Source organism: Ensifer sp. Root558 (genome assembly GCF_001427045.1).
GTDB classification, from domain to species: domain Bacteria; phylum Pseudomonadota; class Alphaproteobacteria; order Rhizobiales; family Rhizobiaceae; genus Ensifer; species Ensifer adhaerens.
On the sequence record NZ_LMGC01000035.1, the window covers coordinates 474,816 to 490,425 of the forward strand.

At 62.2% G+C, this 15,610-nt stretch carries 14 protein-coding genes; 6 read left to right on the top strand and 8 right to left on the bottom strand.

Going from position 1 to position 15,610, the window contains the following annotated elements:
- Window positions 1-22 precede the first annotated feature (22 nt).
- Both ASD63_RS28685 and ASD63_RS28690 read right to left on the bottom strand, forming a co-directional pair.
- Window positions 23-1,072 (bottom strand): ABC transporter permease, encoded by a 1,050-nt coding sequence (locus ASD63_RS28685; RefSeq protein ID WP_060530131.1) that lies wholly within the window; start codon window positions 1,070-1,072, stop codon window positions 23-25.
- Entirely contained in the window at window positions 1,069-2,586 is a 1,518-nt protein-coding gene (locus ASD63_RS28690; protein WP_060530132.1) for a sugar ABC transporter ATP-binding protein, read from the bottom strand. Before ASD63_RS28690 ends, ASD63_RS28685 begins: the two co-directional genes overlap by 4 nt.
- A gap of 147 nt (window positions 2,587-2,733) precedes the next feature.
- On the opposite strand from ASD63_RS28690, the gene mtnK reads away from it, so the two are divergent.
- The 5 genes from mtnK to ASD63_RS28715 are packed head-to-tail and all read left to right on the top strand — an operon-like array spanning window position 2,734 to window position 8,158.
- Window positions 2,734-4,005: an S-methyl-5-thioribose kinase gene (gene mtnK, locus ASD63_RS28695; RefSeq protein ID WP_060530133.1), complete on the top strand. Its 1,272-nt coding sequence runs from the start codon at window positions 2,734-2,736 to the stop codon at window positions 4,003-4,005.
- The gene (gene mtnA, locus ASD63_RS28700; protein ID WP_034796457.1) at window positions 4,002-5,096 is read left to right on the top strand and encodes an S-methyl-5-thioribose-1-phosphate isomerase; all 1,095 of its coding nucleotides are present in this window, start codon (window positions 4,002-4,004) and stop codon (window positions 5,094-5,096) included. Before mtnK ends, mtnA begins: the two co-directional genes overlap by 4 nt.
- A 4-nt stretch (window positions 5,097-5,100) precedes the next feature.
- The gene (locus tag ASD63_RS28705) at window positions 5,101-6,036 is read left to right on the top strand and encodes a hypothetical protein (RefSeq protein ID WP_060530134.1); all 936 of its coding nucleotides are present in this window, start codon (window positions 5,101-5,103) and stop codon (window positions 6,034-6,036) included.
- A 2-nt stretch (window positions 6,037-6,038) separates the two neighbouring features.
- Complete coding sequence (locus ASD63_RS28710) at window positions 6,039-7,040, top strand: transketolase C-terminal domain-containing protein (RefSeq protein ID WP_060530135.1); 1,002 nt, start codon at window positions 6,039-6,041, stop codon at window positions 7,038-7,040.
- Entirely contained in the window at window positions 7,040-8,158 is a 1,119-nt protein-coding gene (locus ASD63_RS28715) for a RuBisCO large subunit C-terminal-like domain-containing protein (RefSeq protein ID WP_060530136.1), read from the top strand. Before ASD63_RS28710 ends, ASD63_RS28715 begins: the two co-directional genes overlap by 1 nt.
- Window positions 8,159-8,511: 353 nt before the next feature.
- Here the strand turns inward: ASD63_RS28715 and ASD63_RS28720 are convergent, their stop codons facing one another.
- The 6 genes from ASD63_RS28720 to ASD63_RS28740 form a co-directional block, all read right to left on the bottom strand.
- Window positions 8,512-8,814 carry an alkylphosphonate utilization protein gene (locus tag ASD63_RS28720; protein WP_034796466.1) on the bottom strand — a complete coding sequence of 101 codons (303 nt, stop codon included), beginning with the start codon at window positions 8,812-8,814 and terminating at the stop codon, window positions 8,512-8,514.
- Between the two features lie 400 nt (window positions 8,815-9,214).
- Complete coding sequence (locus ASD63_RS28725; RefSeq protein ID WP_244497284.1) at window positions 9,215-11,122, bottom strand: diguanylate cyclase; 1,908 nt, start codon at window positions 11,120-11,122, stop codon at window positions 9,215-9,217.
- 102 nt (window positions 11,123-11,224) lie between these two features.
- Window positions 11,225-11,401 (bottom strand): hypothetical protein, encoded by a 177-nt coding sequence (locus tag ASD63_RS35805; RefSeq protein WP_177235728.1) that lies wholly within the window; start codon window positions 11,399-11,401, stop codon window positions 11,225-11,227.
- Between the two features lie 778 nt (window positions 11,402-12,179).
- Window positions 12,180-12,986 (bottom strand): aspartate dehydrogenase, encoded by an 807-nt coding sequence (locus tag ASD63_RS28730; RefSeq protein WP_060530137.1) that lies wholly within the window; start codon window positions 12,984-12,986, stop codon window positions 12,180-12,182.
- Between the two features lie 29 nt (window positions 12,987-13,015).
- Window positions 13,016-13,558, bottom strand: a complete 543-nt coding sequence (locus ASD63_RS28735) for a 3-hydroxyanthranilate 3,4-dioxygenase (RefSeq protein WP_060530138.1) — start codon at window positions 13,556-13,558, stop codon at window positions 13,016-13,018.
- Window positions 13,559-13,579: 21 nt separating this feature from the next.
- Complete coding sequence (locus tag ASD63_RS28740) at window positions 13,580-14,536, bottom strand: dihydrodipicolinate synthase family protein (protein WP_060530139.1); 957 nt, start codon at window positions 14,534-14,536, stop codon at window positions 13,580-13,582.
- 141 nt (window positions 14,537-14,677) lie between these two features.
- On the opposite strand from ASD63_RS28740, the gene ASD63_RS28745 reads away from it, so the two are divergent.
- Window positions 14,678-15,583 carry a LysR family transcriptional regulator gene (locus ASD63_RS28745; protein WP_060580828.1) on the top strand — a complete coding sequence of 302 codons (906 nt, stop codon included), beginning with the start codon at window positions 14,678-14,680 and terminating at the stop codon, window positions 15,581-15,583.
- Window positions 15,584-15,610 lie beyond the last annotated feature (27 nt).

The following is a 15,610-nucleotide window of genomic DNA, read 5'->3' on the forward strand; positions in this document are numbered from 1 at the left end:
TTTTCCGCTGAAGGGCACCCCTTCAGCGTTTGCCTCTTTTCGAGAGCGCAAAGGTGAAGATCAAGGCAGCGACGAGCACGGCGCCCTTGATGAAATCCTGGGTGTAATAGGGCGCGTTCATCATCGTCAGGCCCTGCAACAGGATGCCGACGAAGAGCGCGCCGATCGCCGTGCCGAAAGCGTTCGGCTTGGCGGCGCCGAGCACGGCAAAACCGATCAGCGCTGCGGCAACCGCATCGAGCAGCAGGTTGTTGCCCGACGCGATGTCTCCGCGACCAAGACGGGCGGCAAGCAGGATGCCGCCGATCGAGGCGAAGACGCCGGAAATGATATAGGCCGAAATCTTGTAGGCATTGACCGGCGCACCGGCGAGGCCGGCTGCCCGCTCGTTGGAGCCGACGGCATACATCATGCGGCCGAAGCGGGTGTATTCGAGGAAGAACCAGATGACGATCGCCAGCACGATCAGCACCACGACCGAAACCGGCACGAGGTTGGGCAGGACGAAATCGAAGCGGTGGCGGCCGAGTGCCAGGAAGGCCGGGCTGAAAGTGCCGCCGGCGACCGAGCCGTCGGGAAGCGTCATGCCTGTGGCAATCGACCGACCCTCCGTCGGGATGCGCTGGAGGCCGAGCAAGAGGAACATCATGCCGAGTGTCGCCAGCAGATCAGGCACGCGCATGTAGACGATAATGACGCCGTTGACGAAACCGACCAGGACACCGATGGCAAGGCACACGAGCGTCGCCGTCAGTGCGTCGCCGCCCATCACCACCATCACATAGGACGAGGCCATCATCGCCGTCGTCGCGACCGAGCCGATCGAAAGATCGAAGCCGCCGACGACAAGCGTGGCTGTCACGCCCAGCGCCAGGATGCCGGTAATCGACACCGACTGCAGGATGAAGACCGCACTCTGCGGTGAGGCGAAGCCGCCGGTCATGAGCGAGAAATAGAGGACCATCCCGGCGAGAAGCACGAGGAAGCCGTATTTGATGGAAGCCTCGCGAATTCCCGATGCGCTCGAAGGGACCGCAACCGGTGCTGCGGAATTGCTCTGTTCACTGCTCATGACGCATGGACCTGTTGATAGAATTGACCGGCGATTTCCGACAGGAGCCGCTCGACATCGATGTCGGCATTGCGGTGCTCGCCGACGATGGTCTGTTCCGACATCACGAGGATGCGGTCGGCGACTTCGAAGGCTTCGTCGAGTTCGGTCACGAAGAGGATCGTGGCGCGGCCCGCGGCCGAGGCGCGCAGCTTCTCGCCGATGTCGCGGCGTGCGGCGATGTCGACGCCCTGGAACGGTTCGTCGAGGATAAGCAGGCGCGACGGCTCGGAAAGCCAGCGCGCGACCATCACCTTCTGTTGGTTCCCGCCCGAAAGCGTCTGCAACTCGTCGCGCTCGCTGCGGCAGACGACACCGAGGGCGGCGATCTGCTGGCGTGCCTTGGTCTTTTCCGCCCGCCGGCTCGATATGCCGAAGCGCGAGAGCCGGCTCAGGAACGGCAGGCTGATATTTTCGTAGATGTTGAAGTCGGGCACGATGCCGCTTTCGGCGCGGTCCTTGGCGACGAGGAAGACGCCGCGGGCGATAGCCCTTCCGGTGCTTGCCGGCGCGTAACGCGCGCCGTCGAGCGTCATCTCACCGGCAAACGGAGCGCGCGCGCCAAACAGAGTTTCGGCAAGCGCGGTCTTGCCGACGCCGACGAGCCCGGTGACGGCGACGATTTCCCCGTCACGGAGCGTGAAATCGAAGGGGCGCGCCTGTTCCGACAACTTCAGGCCGCTGACCGCAAAGACCGGAGCGCCGCCGTTGCGCAGATCAACGGCGCCAGCCAAGACCTTGCGACCGAGCATGGCGTTGACCGCACCCTCATAGTCCAGTTCCGGCCCTTCGAAGCGGCCACTGATGCGGCCATCACGCAGCGCTACGATGCTATCGGCCAGCCGGCGAATATCCGACATGCGATGGGAGATATAGAGAATGGCGACGCCGCGCGCCTTCAGCCGATCGACGAGATCGAAAAGCCGGTCGGCCTCCGCGCTCGACAGCGACGAGGTCGGTTCGTCAAGGATCAGCACCTTCGGCTCATGCGCCATGGCACGGGCGATCGCCACCATCTGCCGGTCGGCAAGCGTCAGGTCGTTGATATTGGCGGCAAGATCGATCGCAAGCCCCATGCGCGAGGCGACCGCGGCGGCCTCTCGGCGCACCCGACGCGGGTTGAAGAACAGCCGCGCACCGCGCCCGTTCAAGCGGTCGAGCGTTAGATTGGTGGCGACGTCGAGATCGGCGACCACCCCGTCATTGATGTTCTGATGCACGGTGACAACGCCGGCGCGGATCGCCTCGGCCGGGGCCGTCGGCTCGAAGGGCATGCCGGCGAGCGTGATCGTGCCGGCGTCGCGCGTGTAAACGCCGCTCAGGATCCGCACGAGCGTGGATTTGCCGGCGCCATTGGCGCCCATCAGAACGGTAACCGCCCCAGCCTTGAGATCGAGATCCACCCCTCGAAGAACCGGTACCGGCCCGAAGGATTTGCGCACGCCCTCAATGCGAAACACTGCCTGTTCGCTCATTCTCTCCTCCCGATGAAGGCAGGTTAGGATAGGCTTCCGTCAAATGTCAAGGCCATTGACATTTGCTAGCATGCCGCCTTAGTTGTGACCACACACGGTATGGCTGCGAGCGGTGGAGGCCCGCGCCATGCGTTGGAGGAGAACGATATGGACAAGCAGGTCTTCGAGGCGCTGAGCGCTGCGACGTTGCCGGAAAAACTCGGCGGCAACACCGTCCTGAGAGAAAAAATCGGGCCGGACTTTTCGCGCTGGAGCGTTAAGGAAGTCGGCGACGGCAACCTCAATCTGGTCTTCATCGTCTCCGGCGACAGGGGCGCTGCCATCGTCAAGCAGGCGCTGCCCTATGTGCGCCTTGTCGGCGAAAGCTGGCCGCTGCCGCTGAAGCGCTCCTATTTCGAATATCATGCCCTGAAGCGCCAGGCAGCGCGTGACCCCGGTCTGGTGCCGGAGATCTATTTCTTCGACGAATCCCAGGCGCTCATCGTCATGGAATTCCTGACGCCGCACGTCATTTTGAGGCGCGCGCTGATCGACGGGCGGCAACTACCGAAAATCGGGCGTGACCTCGGCCTCTTCGTCGCCCGCACGCTCTTTCGCGGCTCCGACCTCTCCATGGCCACGCGAGAAAAGAAGACGGACCTTGCGCTTTTCGCCGACAATATCGAGCTTTGCGACATCACCGAAAACCTGGTGTTTTCCGATCCCTATTTCGAGGCCGAGCTCAATCGTCATACCACGCCCCAGCTCGATCCGATCGTGGCCGAGCTTCGCGCCGACCGCGACCTCAAGGTCGAAGCACAGCGGCTGAAACATCTGTTCTCGGCAAAAGCCGAAACGCTCTGCCATGGCGATCTGCATACCGGTTCTGTTATGGTGACCGACGACGAGACCCGCGTCATCGACCCGGAGTTCGCGTTCTACGGACCGATCAGCTTCGACGTCGGCATGCTGCTTGCCAATTTCTGGATGAGCTATTTTTCGCAGAGCGGACACGAAAACGCGCCCAGTGCCCGAGATGGCATGCGCACCTATCTGCTCGATACGGTCGAAGTCATCTGGGAAACCTTCCGCACCGAATTCGCCCATCTCTGGCGCACGGAGCGTAACGGCATTCTCTATCAGGCAAGCCTCTTTGAGGCGCGCAACGATCCGTTCGGCGCCGAACAGGCGCTCGATATCGTCATCGACGAGATCTGGCGCGAGATGTTGGGCTTTGCCGGCGTCGAGATGCACCGCCGCATCCTGGGGCTCGCCCACAACGCCGACTTCGAAACCATTGTCGACCCCGATCGCCGTGCTGCCTGCGAAACCAGGGCGCTGAAGCTCGGGCGTCACCTCGCCGTAAACCGGCATCATATCCACAGCCTCAAGGACATCCGCGCACTCGCGGAGCGCCTTCAGAAGGAGACATCAGCGTGAAAGTCGGAGAACGCCACTACCATACGATCTGGCTCAACGAGGACGGACGCTCCGTCGATATCATCGACCAACGCTGGTTGCCGCACGAGTTCCGCGTCGTGACGCTGAAAACGGTCGCCGATGTCGCCGTCGCCATCCGCGACATGTGGGTGCGCGGCGCACCGCTGATCGGCGTCACGGCCGCCTACGGTGTTGCGATTGCGATGGCCAAGGACCCGTCGAACGCCCATCTCGACGCCGTCTGGGAGGAACTCAACGAAACACGCCCGACCGCCATCAATCTGCGCTGGGCGCTGAACGCCATGCGCGACCATCTGCGCCCCTTGCCGGAAGGCGGGCGTGCCAAGGCGGCCTATGATCGTGCCGCCGAGATCGCGGCCGAAGATGTCGAACTCAATCGCGCCATTGGCGCAAACGGCCTGAAGGTCATCCGCGAGATTGCTGCGAAGAAGGCGCCGGGTGAACCCGTGCGCATCCTCACCCATTGCAACGCCGGCTGGCTTGCGACCGTAGACTATGGCACTGCGACTGCACCCATCTACATGGCTGTCGAGGAAGGCATTCCGGTGCATGTCTATGTCGACGAAACACGCCCGCGCAATCAGGGCGCCTATCTCACCGCCTGGGAAATGAACGGCCACGGTGTGCCGCACACGCTGATCGTCGACAATGCCGGCGGGCACCTGATGCAGCACGGCGATGTCGATATGGTCATTGTCGGCACGGACCGGACGACGGCCAATGGCGATGTCTGCAACAAGATCGGCACCTATCTGAAGGCGCTAGCTGCGCGCGACAATGGCGTCCCCTTCTATGTCGCCCTCCCCTCGCCGACGATCGACTGGACGGTCCGCGACGGGATCAAGGAAATCCCGATCGAGGAGCGAACCGCCGACGAGGTGAGCTTCGTCCAGGGGCGCGCCAGCGACGGCTCGATTGCCAGCGTGCGCATTTCGCCGGAGGGCAGCCCTGCCGCCAATCCGGCCTTCGACGTCACGCCCGCCCGGCTCATCACCGGCCTGATCACCGAGCGCGGCATCGCAACACCATCGCCCGAAGGCCTCAAGGCGCTTTTCCCAGAACGGAGCTGAGACGATGACACTCACGAACCGGGTTTCAACGGAAGAGATCGCGCTCGGCATCCGCCGACGGGTGTTCTTCCACACGATGAAGAACAATGGCGGTTACCTCAGCCAGGCCTGCTCGGCTGCCGAAAGCCTTGCGCTGCTCTATAACGAGCTTCTGACGCTCGGCGAGCCGACGTTGCCGAAGGTGCCGCTGCCGTTTCGCGGTGTTCCTTCGGCGCACAATCCGGACGCCTTTACCGGCGCCGGCTATCACGGACCGGTTGGGCCGGCGTTCGACCGTTTCTTCATCTCGCCCGCCCACTATGCGCTCGTCATCTATTCGGCGCTGATCCAGATGGGGCGCATGGACGAGCACGCGCTCGATCACTTCAACAAGGACGGCGGTTCGGTCGAGATGATCGGCGCCGAGCACAGCCCCGGCATGGAAGTGACCACGGGCTCGCTGGCGCAGGGTCTGTCCATGGCCTCGGGCGTCGCCTGGGCGCGGCTGCAGAAGAAGGAGCCGGGCAAGGTCTGGGTCTACATGTCGGACGGCGAGTTCCAGGAAGGCCAAACCTGGGAGTGCCTTGCGGCGCTGAGCTACCACGGCATCGACAACATTCGCGTCGTCGTCGACGTGAACCGCCAGCAGTGCGACGGTGCCATGTCTTCGGTGCTTGACCTTGGCGATCTCGCCGCCCGGGTGAGCGCCTTCGGCGTCACCTGCCGCTCGGTCGACGGGCACGACCTGGAAGCGCTCAGGGCCGCGGCCGGAAGCACCGAGCCCGGCAAGCCGCTGGTCATCCTCGCCAACACCTCGCCCTACCAGGGCATGGACTTCCTTAAGAAACGTTTCCCGCGGCTTCATTACGTTCGCTTCAAGAGCCAGGAAGAGCGGCTTGAAATGCAGGCCGCACTTGCGGCCGAACTCGGCATCGACGCCGACGCAATGAAAGGGGCCTGAACATGGTCGAGATCGTCAATCGTCCCTACGCCAAGGCATTCGAGACCTTCGCGACCGCGCGACCCGAAGTCCTCTGCCTTTCCGCCGACCTGACCTCGTCCTGTGAGGTCGACGGCTTCCGCGACCGGCATCCGCAGCAGTTCCTCTCGCTCGGCATGGCCGAGCAGAACATGTTGTCCTTTGCCGGCGGGCTGGCGATGGAAGGCTACCGGCCGTTCATTCATACCTTCTCGGTTTTCCTCTATCGCCGCCCCTATGATCAGCTGATCAACTCCATCGCGTATTCCAATCGCAAGGTGCGGCTGATGGGCTTCCTGCCCGGTATCACCACGCCCGGCGGCATCACCCATCAGGCGATCGAGGACGTTGCCGTTCTGCGCGCCGTACCGAACATGACGATCCTCGAGACCGGTGATGCGACCGAGGTGGAGACCGTGCTTGAAGTGGCCGACAGCATCGATGGCCCCGTCTATGTGCGCGTGCTTCGCGGCGAGGTCCCGCGTCTCTTCTCCACGCCTTTCGCGTTCAACAAGCTGCGGGTTCTGTCCGAGGGCGACGACATTCTCGTCGTTTCCTCAGGCGTCTGCACCGAGGAAGCACTGCGCGCCACCCAACCGCTTCAGGCACGCGGCATCGGCATCACCCATCTGCACGCCTCGACCCTGAAACCCTTCGATCGCGAAGGCCTTTTGAAGGCCGCGCGGGGCAAGAAGGGGATCGTCACGCTGGAAAACCACACCATCGTCGGTGGCCTCGGCTCGCTCGTTGCGGAAATTCTGGCCGAAGAAGGTCTTGGCGTCCGCCTGAAGCGGCTGGGCCTCAATGACACCTTCGCCCATGGTGCGTCCAAGCCCTACCTCATGAAAAAGTATGGCCTCGACGCCGGCGCGCTCGTTGGCGCCATCAGCGAGTTGGTCGGCAAGCCGCTGGAGATTGGCGAGGACGAATTGACGGAGGTCCGCATCGACCACGTGCATTCGGCTCAGAAGGCGGAGGCGCTCTAGTGGCTCCGCGTTTCACCGTCACCTACTACGTGCAGGCCGCTGACGCCGACGAGGCTAAGGCGCGCGCACTCGATATCGCTCTGGAGCAGACCGTCGAAATTCCGCGCAGCGCCGTTCCCAAGGGCTACGTCGAGGATGAAATCCTCGGCAAGCTGGAAGACCTGAAGCCGGATCCGGTCGGCCGGCCGGGTTTTCTCGCCTCGATCTCCTATTCCGACGACGATGTCGGCGGCGACTTTCTGCAGCTCTTGAACGTCATCTTCGGCAACAGCTCCATCAAGCCCGGCCTGAAGGTCGAGGATATCGGTCTTTCGCCGGGTATCCTTGGGCTTTGCACAGGACCCCGCCACGGCATTGCCGGGCTTCGCGCCCGCGCCGGCGTGGGCGAAAGCCCTCTTTTGATGTCGGCGATCAAGCCCGTCGGGCTTTCGACATCCGAACTTGCGAGCCGCGCCCATGATTTCGCGCTTGGCGGCATGCACTTCGTCAAGGACGACCATGGTCTCGTCGATCAGGTGACGTCGCCATTTAATGAACGCCTGAAGGCCTGCATCGAGGCCGTCGGCGAGGCCAATGCCAAAACCGGCGGCAGGACAAGCTTCGTGCCGAATGTCACCGGGCCGGCTTCGGCCGTGCTTGACCGGGCGAAGGAAGCGCAGGCCGCCGGTGCGGGCGCCGTGATGCTGGCCCCGGCATTGACCGGCTATGATGTCGTGCGCACACTTGCGGCCGATCCCGACTTCAGCTTGCCGATCGTTTCGCACCCGGCCTTCTCCGGCGCAAATGTGGTTTCTGCCGATTGCGGCTTCTCGCACCGTTCGTTCTTCGGCACGCTCCATCGCCTGATGGGCGCGGATGCGGTGATCTACCCGAACTTCGGAGGCCGCTTCGGTTTCACGCGAGAGGAATGCCTGTCGATTGCTCGGGCCTGCGCGGCCGACATGAGCGGGCCGAAGGCGATCGTCGCTGCACCCGGTGGCGGCATGACCTTCGAGCGCGTTCCCGAGATGCGTGAGGCCTACGGCAACGACGTCATGTATCTGATCGGCGGCGCCCTGCTTCAGCAACCGAACCTCGTGGACGCCTGCCGCCGCCTGGTCGCCGCGGTCCATAGCTAGACGCACTCGCCATGGGTCGAGCCGGAAGGGTCGAGCCGGGATGGTGCAGCCCTCGTATTCCCGTAGGCGAAAGGGCGGCCCTCCCGTTGCGCGACAAGAGAAGCAGCTAGCAGATGGCCGCAGCCTGGGACCAGGCTGCCATCCAGCGCGACTGCGAGCTCATGGGCCGCAATCCGCTTAGTCGCGCTCCGTTGTCGCTATGCGTTGGAAGTGCGAGTCGGCACTACAACGGCCGAGAACGCCGACCAAACCGCTGGGCTAAGCGGCGACAACTCCTCGGCCCTCAAGCTGGTGGCTTCCGAAGACGTCGGCGCCGCTTCAGGACTGCCGATCACCTGTTACGCTTCGAACGTCTAGCGTTTGCGAACAAACTCAGTGCGTAGAACAAGACCTTTGATCGCCTCATGGCGGCAATCGATTTCTTCAGGATTATCAGTTAGCCGGATCGACTTGATCACCGTTCCCTGCTTCAGCGTTTGCCCGGCACCCTTCACCTTGAGATCCTTGATCAAAACGACTGAGTCGCCATCTGCAAGGACGGTCCCTGACGCATCGCGAACCTCGGCGGCTCTTGCTTTCTCGGCAGCAAGTTCGGAGGCTGGCCGCCACTCACCCGTTACATCGTCGTACACGTAGTCGTCGTTCTGGTCGCTCATGGTCTGCCTTGCATGGTTTTTCGGATCTTGCAGTGGTCGCGGCCGCGATCGCTGCAATAGGGGTGCACCCCTACCTTCTCTGCGGTGCTGACGCAAATGTCACGGCTCGTCCTTCGGTTTTGCTGCGGTCTAAAACGTCGGTCGTCCGCTATAAGGCCGCATTTGCGCCGCGTGGGGGCCGGCATCCGTCGCCGCGCGCGGAGCGGACCCGCTTGCCTTTCGCAGGGCACTGCCTCGTATGCCCGCAGATCGTCTCCGCTTGTCCGGCCGAGCGCGAACATTGAAGCGGCCGTCTTCCGCCGGTTCGGCACTGGGCCGGAACCACTTCGGCCCGAAAGAAAGAGACATGGCCAAGCCCGCAACCAACCTCGGCCCCCGTTCATTCAGCACTGTGAGTGCTCTAGTTGGCGAAGGCCTGTTCTTTCACAAAGATTTCCAGATCCGTCTCTGCCTTGATGGTGCTCCGAGTTCGATTTCGGCCCGCGCTCTTTGCTTCGTAGAGGAGCTTGTCGGCCCGTTCATAGAGTTTCTCAAAACCTTCATCGCCGAAGGTATCCGCCACTCCCATGCTGGCGGTTACAGGTCGCTCGAGACCCGGAACGGTACTGGCGACAATTACCGGAATTGCCTGTCGCCGGCGTTCGGCCAGGGTGGCGGCATCATTGCCGCGCAAGAGAAGTACAAATTCTTCACCGCCAAGACGGTATGCCCGCACGTCCGGCCCTGTCTGGAAAGCATTGGCTACAGCTTTGAGCACGGCATCTCCAACGGCATGTCCGTTTACGTCATTGATTGATTTGAAATGATCAAGGTCAATGACCGCCAATGTTGCAAAGCCATCAGCTCGAAGCTGCGCGAACTGTCCCTCAATCGCTCGACGATTGAGCAATCCCGTCAATGGGTCCGTTTCGGAAAGCCGTTCAAGCAGATCGGCTTCGATGCGTGCGCGATCTCGCTCCCGCTTCATGGTCACGAAGCGATCAGCTACGCCGAGCGTGGTAAAGAGGGCTTCGAATAGACAGCCAGCATAAAACGCGAGCGTGGCGTCGATGCTGTCGAACCAGGGTACGACGCCCGTCACCAGACGGATCAAGCCGACCGCGATCATTGGCGTGTATCCGACTGCCTGAAATTTTGCCGCGCGGCTCCCGCGGCGCAATGCGTCGACCATCGACAGTATGAAAATGATGAGGATCGGTGCAAACGCAGCCGTGTACGCGGTCGATTGTATTGGCCGCGCAACGAACGGGAATGCCGCGTGAAACGCACTCAGGAACAATGCCGATGCCGCACAATAGGGTAGCAGACGCCGTAGTGCAGGATGCATCAGTCCAGGTTCGATGAAGCTGTACGTAAACATCGCTCCTGATGCGACCGTCATCCCGAAGAGCAAGGTGGTCATCCAGCTCAAAGTCATGGCCGGCGGGTCGAAAAATACGACTGACAAACTTGATGAGGTCATAATGGTCATCAGCAACGACAGCGTCAAAGCCGAGTGCCAGAGAACAAAAGGTTCGCGCAGGATCCGATAGAACGCCGCATTGAAGATCAGAAGCATGGCGAGCATGCCAGCTAGGCCTGCGACGAACGTCAGGAGTTGCATATCGTCGATGCTATCGACTGCGACATCCACTGGTGCAAGATATGCTCGCTCCAGTGTCATCCGATGGCTGGGCAAATCCATTGCGACGACGACTTGCCGCGTCGCATCTGTCACTACAGGCAGGGGAGCCTTGAAATACCCACCGGCCATTGAGCTGGGCAACGCTGCTGCAGAAACGGAGGCTTGCCGCACCGCGCCGTCCTGGTCGATTGCAAGGAGATGCACCGCCTCAAGTGCGCTCCGCCTGGAGAGAAAGTATCGAGGAGGGCTATCGCCCGGCCTGAGATCGAAGCGAAGCAGCACTCGCTCGGAATCAATCGAGAATTTCCGGTCATCACAGGACCACCGCTCGGCTGCCAAAGCTATGGTGATCACGTTCTCTGAGATGCGGCCGGATGCCCAGCAGGAATTGCGAATGTTGCTGGAATCACCAGCGTGGGTCGATCCAACGCCCAAGTGCGTCAGCATCAACAGAAGCAGAAATACTGCCAAAGCACGACTTCGAAACCCACCCCCAAGCATAGGGCTTCGATACAGCCAGAAGCTTTCGATACCATTAAGCGCCGCAAAAACGCGCCTGTTATCGGCTCGGCGAAAGGCGCCGACCTTGCTATAGCGCCTGAACGCGAACCGCGGCCCGCTCACACTTCCTGTCTTCAATTCTGGCGCAAGGCGCTGGACGACGACAAGCGGGCAATCATCCATGCGGCCGCTCCAGAAGAGCGCGCGACCGCCTCTCTTCATGAACTGTAACCGGACACGACGGATGTTTGAGATGGCTCTTTGAGGGTTTGCGCCGATCGCGCGCTAGAGCCGGTCGGCGCTTTCGATGGCGGCCGGTGCCTCTACTGGGTTCTCGGATGCCACGTGCTCTTCGGCAACGCTCAAATCCAGTTTCCCCCAGATCGATAGTTTTTCGCCGTTGGGTTTAAGCTTTCGGGACTGCTTGATCTCAACGATAAACGGCTTTGTCTGCTGACGCATCTTTCCTCCAGGCGACGAATCGCAGAGCAACTCTATCGCAACGCATTCGTCTCGCAAGCGGACCTTGCCCGAAGGTCGTGCGAGAAACGGGCGTGTTTTCACTGTGGGTGTGGCAGTGTGCTGCAGCGCGCTGCGTCCCTTCGGGTAGGGGCGCGATTGCGCTGATGCCACTGTCAGATCTCTTCCCTTCGGCCGTTGCTCCAAGTGCGGGCTCGATGAGGCAGGTCTGACCGTAGAACGGCTGCGCTTCGCTCTTGTTCCCGAAACGAACTTCACAAAGACAGGCATCGAGCCACTCGCAGGCTTACGTCGCTCGCCGGCCATCGTTACTTCCTCTGCGGCATCAACCCGCGTTCTAGACGTTTTGCCGGGGTTCGAACTTCGCGGTGACCATCTCGCTCTCCTTCGAGACGAGCCTGGCGGGCAAGAAGTTGATCCAGCCTTCGTTCGGCAGCAGGCACATTGGCGCGCATCACTGTATCGCGTAGCTTTCGCGCAATGCGATTCTGTCCCGCTTATCCCCCGTTGACAGCAGGAAAAACCACCTCCTACCTCTCCTGGATCGGCCGACGGCTTGCTAGGAAGAGCGTGAAAACCCGCGTCGGAGCGACTGCCCCCGCAACGTCTGGGCGTTCAAGCACCACCGCACGCGTGTTTCACCGACGATGCCAAAGGTGGTTTCGATAGAGCCAACGGATAAAGCGGCGCATGCGGTTGCCGGCAGCACAAAGATCTGCCCGGAACGGCAATGGCCGAGCAGTCGAGCGGCAGCTACCGACTAAAGGACAAGCGCGCTTGTCCTGTTCTCGATCAGGCGAACGAGGTTCAGTGCCGTCATCTCCGAGGATTTCGGATTGGTTGCGAGCGGGCGGTTCTGAAGGCGGATTTCGAGTGTGCCGAAGGCGCCCCGGGCGATAATGCTGTGCGTGTTTTCCACTGCTTTGGGATCGGCGACGAGCTGCACACGCGTATGTTCCATACCGATGCCGGCAAGGGAGATGGTCGCCGCCACATTGGCATTTTGCGGAAAGGCCGTCGCCGCCTCAGCGGCCGATCCTGCAAAGAAAGCTTCCGCTTCCTGAAGTTCGCCTAGGCGACAGCACTCTTCGGCGGGCGTCCCAAACCAGGCCCTCGCGGGCTTGGTGATGATGTGCTCCACGCTGTCCAGACCCAACCGTGAGGCCGCCGAGAGCGCATCGATGCCGCCGAGCGCGCCCGGCGGTATGATAAGCTTGCAACCGTTCCGCCGCGCAAGTTCCACGAGTTCGTCGAGCACGGTGGCATCCACCAGGGCCGAGGTCGAGGACACCGCGAAATCCATGCCCGCCGCCAATGCCGCCCGGGCGAAGGGCTGGACGCTTTCGCGGCTCGCCGCCTCGACGACCAACGTCGCGCCGGTCGCCGTCAGCGCTTCTGGACCGGCAACATGAACCGCCCCTTCCGGCATGGTCGCTTCGATTTCCCTGGGATCGCGCACGGCGATCCCGACAATCCGGGCGTTCGCGCCCCGCGCCTTAAGAAGTGCTGCCACCCGGTGTCCGATGGCGCCCCAGCCCACGAGGCAGATGGCTTCGACTTTCGACATGACGATCCTTTGCTGGTTTGCTGCCGGGTTCAGAGCGTCACCCAGCCCTCGGGCGGGGTCTTGCCGGGGTGCACGGTTCCGCATTTCGGGCACGTGCGCAGCTTTTCGTCCGCGTAGAAGGCCTGATAGATCGGCGGCAGATCGTCGACGATGGATTCGAGGTCTACCTCCGCGCGGTGCACAAGCTCCGTGCATTCGAAGCAGTACCATTCAACAGCGTCGAGCAGGCCTTCAGGCCGCGTGGGCTCGATCACAAGGCCGATCGATCCCTCCATCGGCCGCTGCGGCGAATGGCGCACATGCGGCGGCAGCAGGAAGATGTCGCCCTCCCGGATCGGCACGTCGTAGAATTCCTTGCCGTCATAGAGCTTCAGCACCATGTCGCCCTTTAGCTGGTAGAAGAACTCCTCGACGGGATCGTCGTGATAGTCGGTGCGCTTGTTGGGGCCACCGACTATCGTCACCATGAGGTCGGCGTCTTTCCAGATCTGTTGGTTGCCGACCGGCGGCTTCAGCAGGTGCTTGTGCTCGTCGATCCACTTTTGCAGATTGAACGCCTTGAGCTTCGTCATCGATATTCCTCCCTGTCCCGTTCAGCGCAGTTTCAGGCCGCATTCCTCGAAGGCGGCTCTGGTCAGTCTCTTTTCCTCATCCGTCAGCTCCAGCAGTGGCTGGCGGACGGCTCCCCCCACTTGGCCAAGCAGTTCCTGCCAATACTTCTGGTGCGCATGGGGCTTTTCCGCGGGCTTGGACTTGCGGAAGGCGTCACGCACCCCTTGCAGGCTCGCGCTGACGGCGCGGGCCTCCTCGGCCTTTCCGGCAAAGGCGAGTGCTGTGTACTCGGCCATGCGCCGGTCGGCCTTGGTCTGGAGCGTGTAGGGTGGCGACGAGCAGAGATAAAGCTGCCAACCGAGTTCCAAGACGTTATCCAGCCATTCCTCTTCCGAAGCGGTCGAGACGAGGATGCGGTCGCCGGCGAGCGCCGTCAGCGCCTTGTACATGGCGCGCGGCACCGAATACTTGATCGCTACCACCGTCTCGATGTCGGCAAGCCGGTTGCACAGTTCCGGGCTCATCAGATAGCCGCTGTCGGGATGCGACCACAGCGCCATGCCGATATCCACCTTTGAGGCGATGGCCTCATAGTAGCGCAGCAGCGTTTCGTCCTGCTGCTTGAAGAAATGCAGGATCGGCGCATGCACGACGATGTAGTCGGCGCCGCAGGCCTGCGCATGACGGGCAAGATCGATCACCACATCCATGTTCTGGTCGGAGCAGGACATGATCGTCTGCGCCCGTCCTCCGGCCGCTTCCACCGATAGATCGAACATCCGCTTGCGCTCGTCGACCGACATGGAGAAGAACTCACCCTGCTTGCCGGCAATGAAGAGGCCGTCGATACCGAGATCGGAAATCCAATGCTCGACATTGCGGCGGTAGCCCTCTTCGTCGATGGCGCCATCGACTGTGAACGGCGTGTTCGCCGCCGCCCAGATGCGGCGCATCGTGGCACGGGAATGGGCCTTTGCATCTTTACGCTGGTATTTCATGACGCTCCCTGTCGCATGTCCGTCCGGTGGCGCGTGAAGCAACCGCTCCGGTCTCTCTCGGCGCATTTAGCGCAGGATTTTTTTATTCATTAAGACACATAGTCTGTATATATTCATGCCGAAATCAGTATGGATCCCGCGATGCTCAATCTCCGTCAGATCAAGTGTTTTCAGGCCGTGGTCGAACTCGGCAACTTCTCCCGCGCCGCCGAACGCTTGCGCACCAGCCAGGCCGGCATCTCGCATGCGATCCGCGACCTCGAGGCGCTGCTCGGCGCGCGGCTCTTCGACCGCACGACCCGACGCGTCGAACTGACCGAGGCCGGTCGGGTCTTTGCGGCGGCCGCGCTGCCCGGCCTTGCGGAAATCGAGCGCGCCGTCGATGCGGTGCACGATCTCGGGCAACTGAGAACGGGCCTGGTGCGCATCGCCGCCCCGCCCTTCCTTGGCGCAACCGTGCTGCCGCGCCTGCTGCAGGAAGTCGCTCAAAGCCATCCGAACCTCAAACTCAGGATCGAGGACGTCGTGACGGACATGATCGCGCCCCGGGTGCGCAGTGGCCTCTGCGACCTCGGCGTCGGCACCTTTGCCAGCGACGAGGACGGCCTTGAGATCCAACGCGTGCTGCGCGACCAGCTGATGGTTTTTGCGCCCGAGGGCCACGCCATCTGCACGAAGGCCGAAGTGGCCTGGTCCGCGCTTTCCGACCAGCCGATCATCACGCTGACGCGCGAAAGCAATATCCGTCTTCTGACCGAGGTCGGCTTCGAAAGCGCCGGCGTGCCACTGCGCCCTTCTCTCGAAGTGCACCAGATCAACACCGCCCTTTCGCTCGTCGAGCGGGAGGCGGGGGTTGCCATCCTGCCGACCTATGCCTTTACCGGCCTCAACGGTCGGAAGATCTCAGCCCGCCCGTTGGTCGAGCCGTCGATTGCCCGCGATGTCTCTGTCATCACGGCGCGCGAACGCACGCCCTCCCCCGCGACGCTCGCGGTGCGCACACTGCTGCGCAAGGTGCTGCGCGACATGGTCCCGGTTGTCGGCTGATGGAACGCAAGAAGGCCGAAACCACCC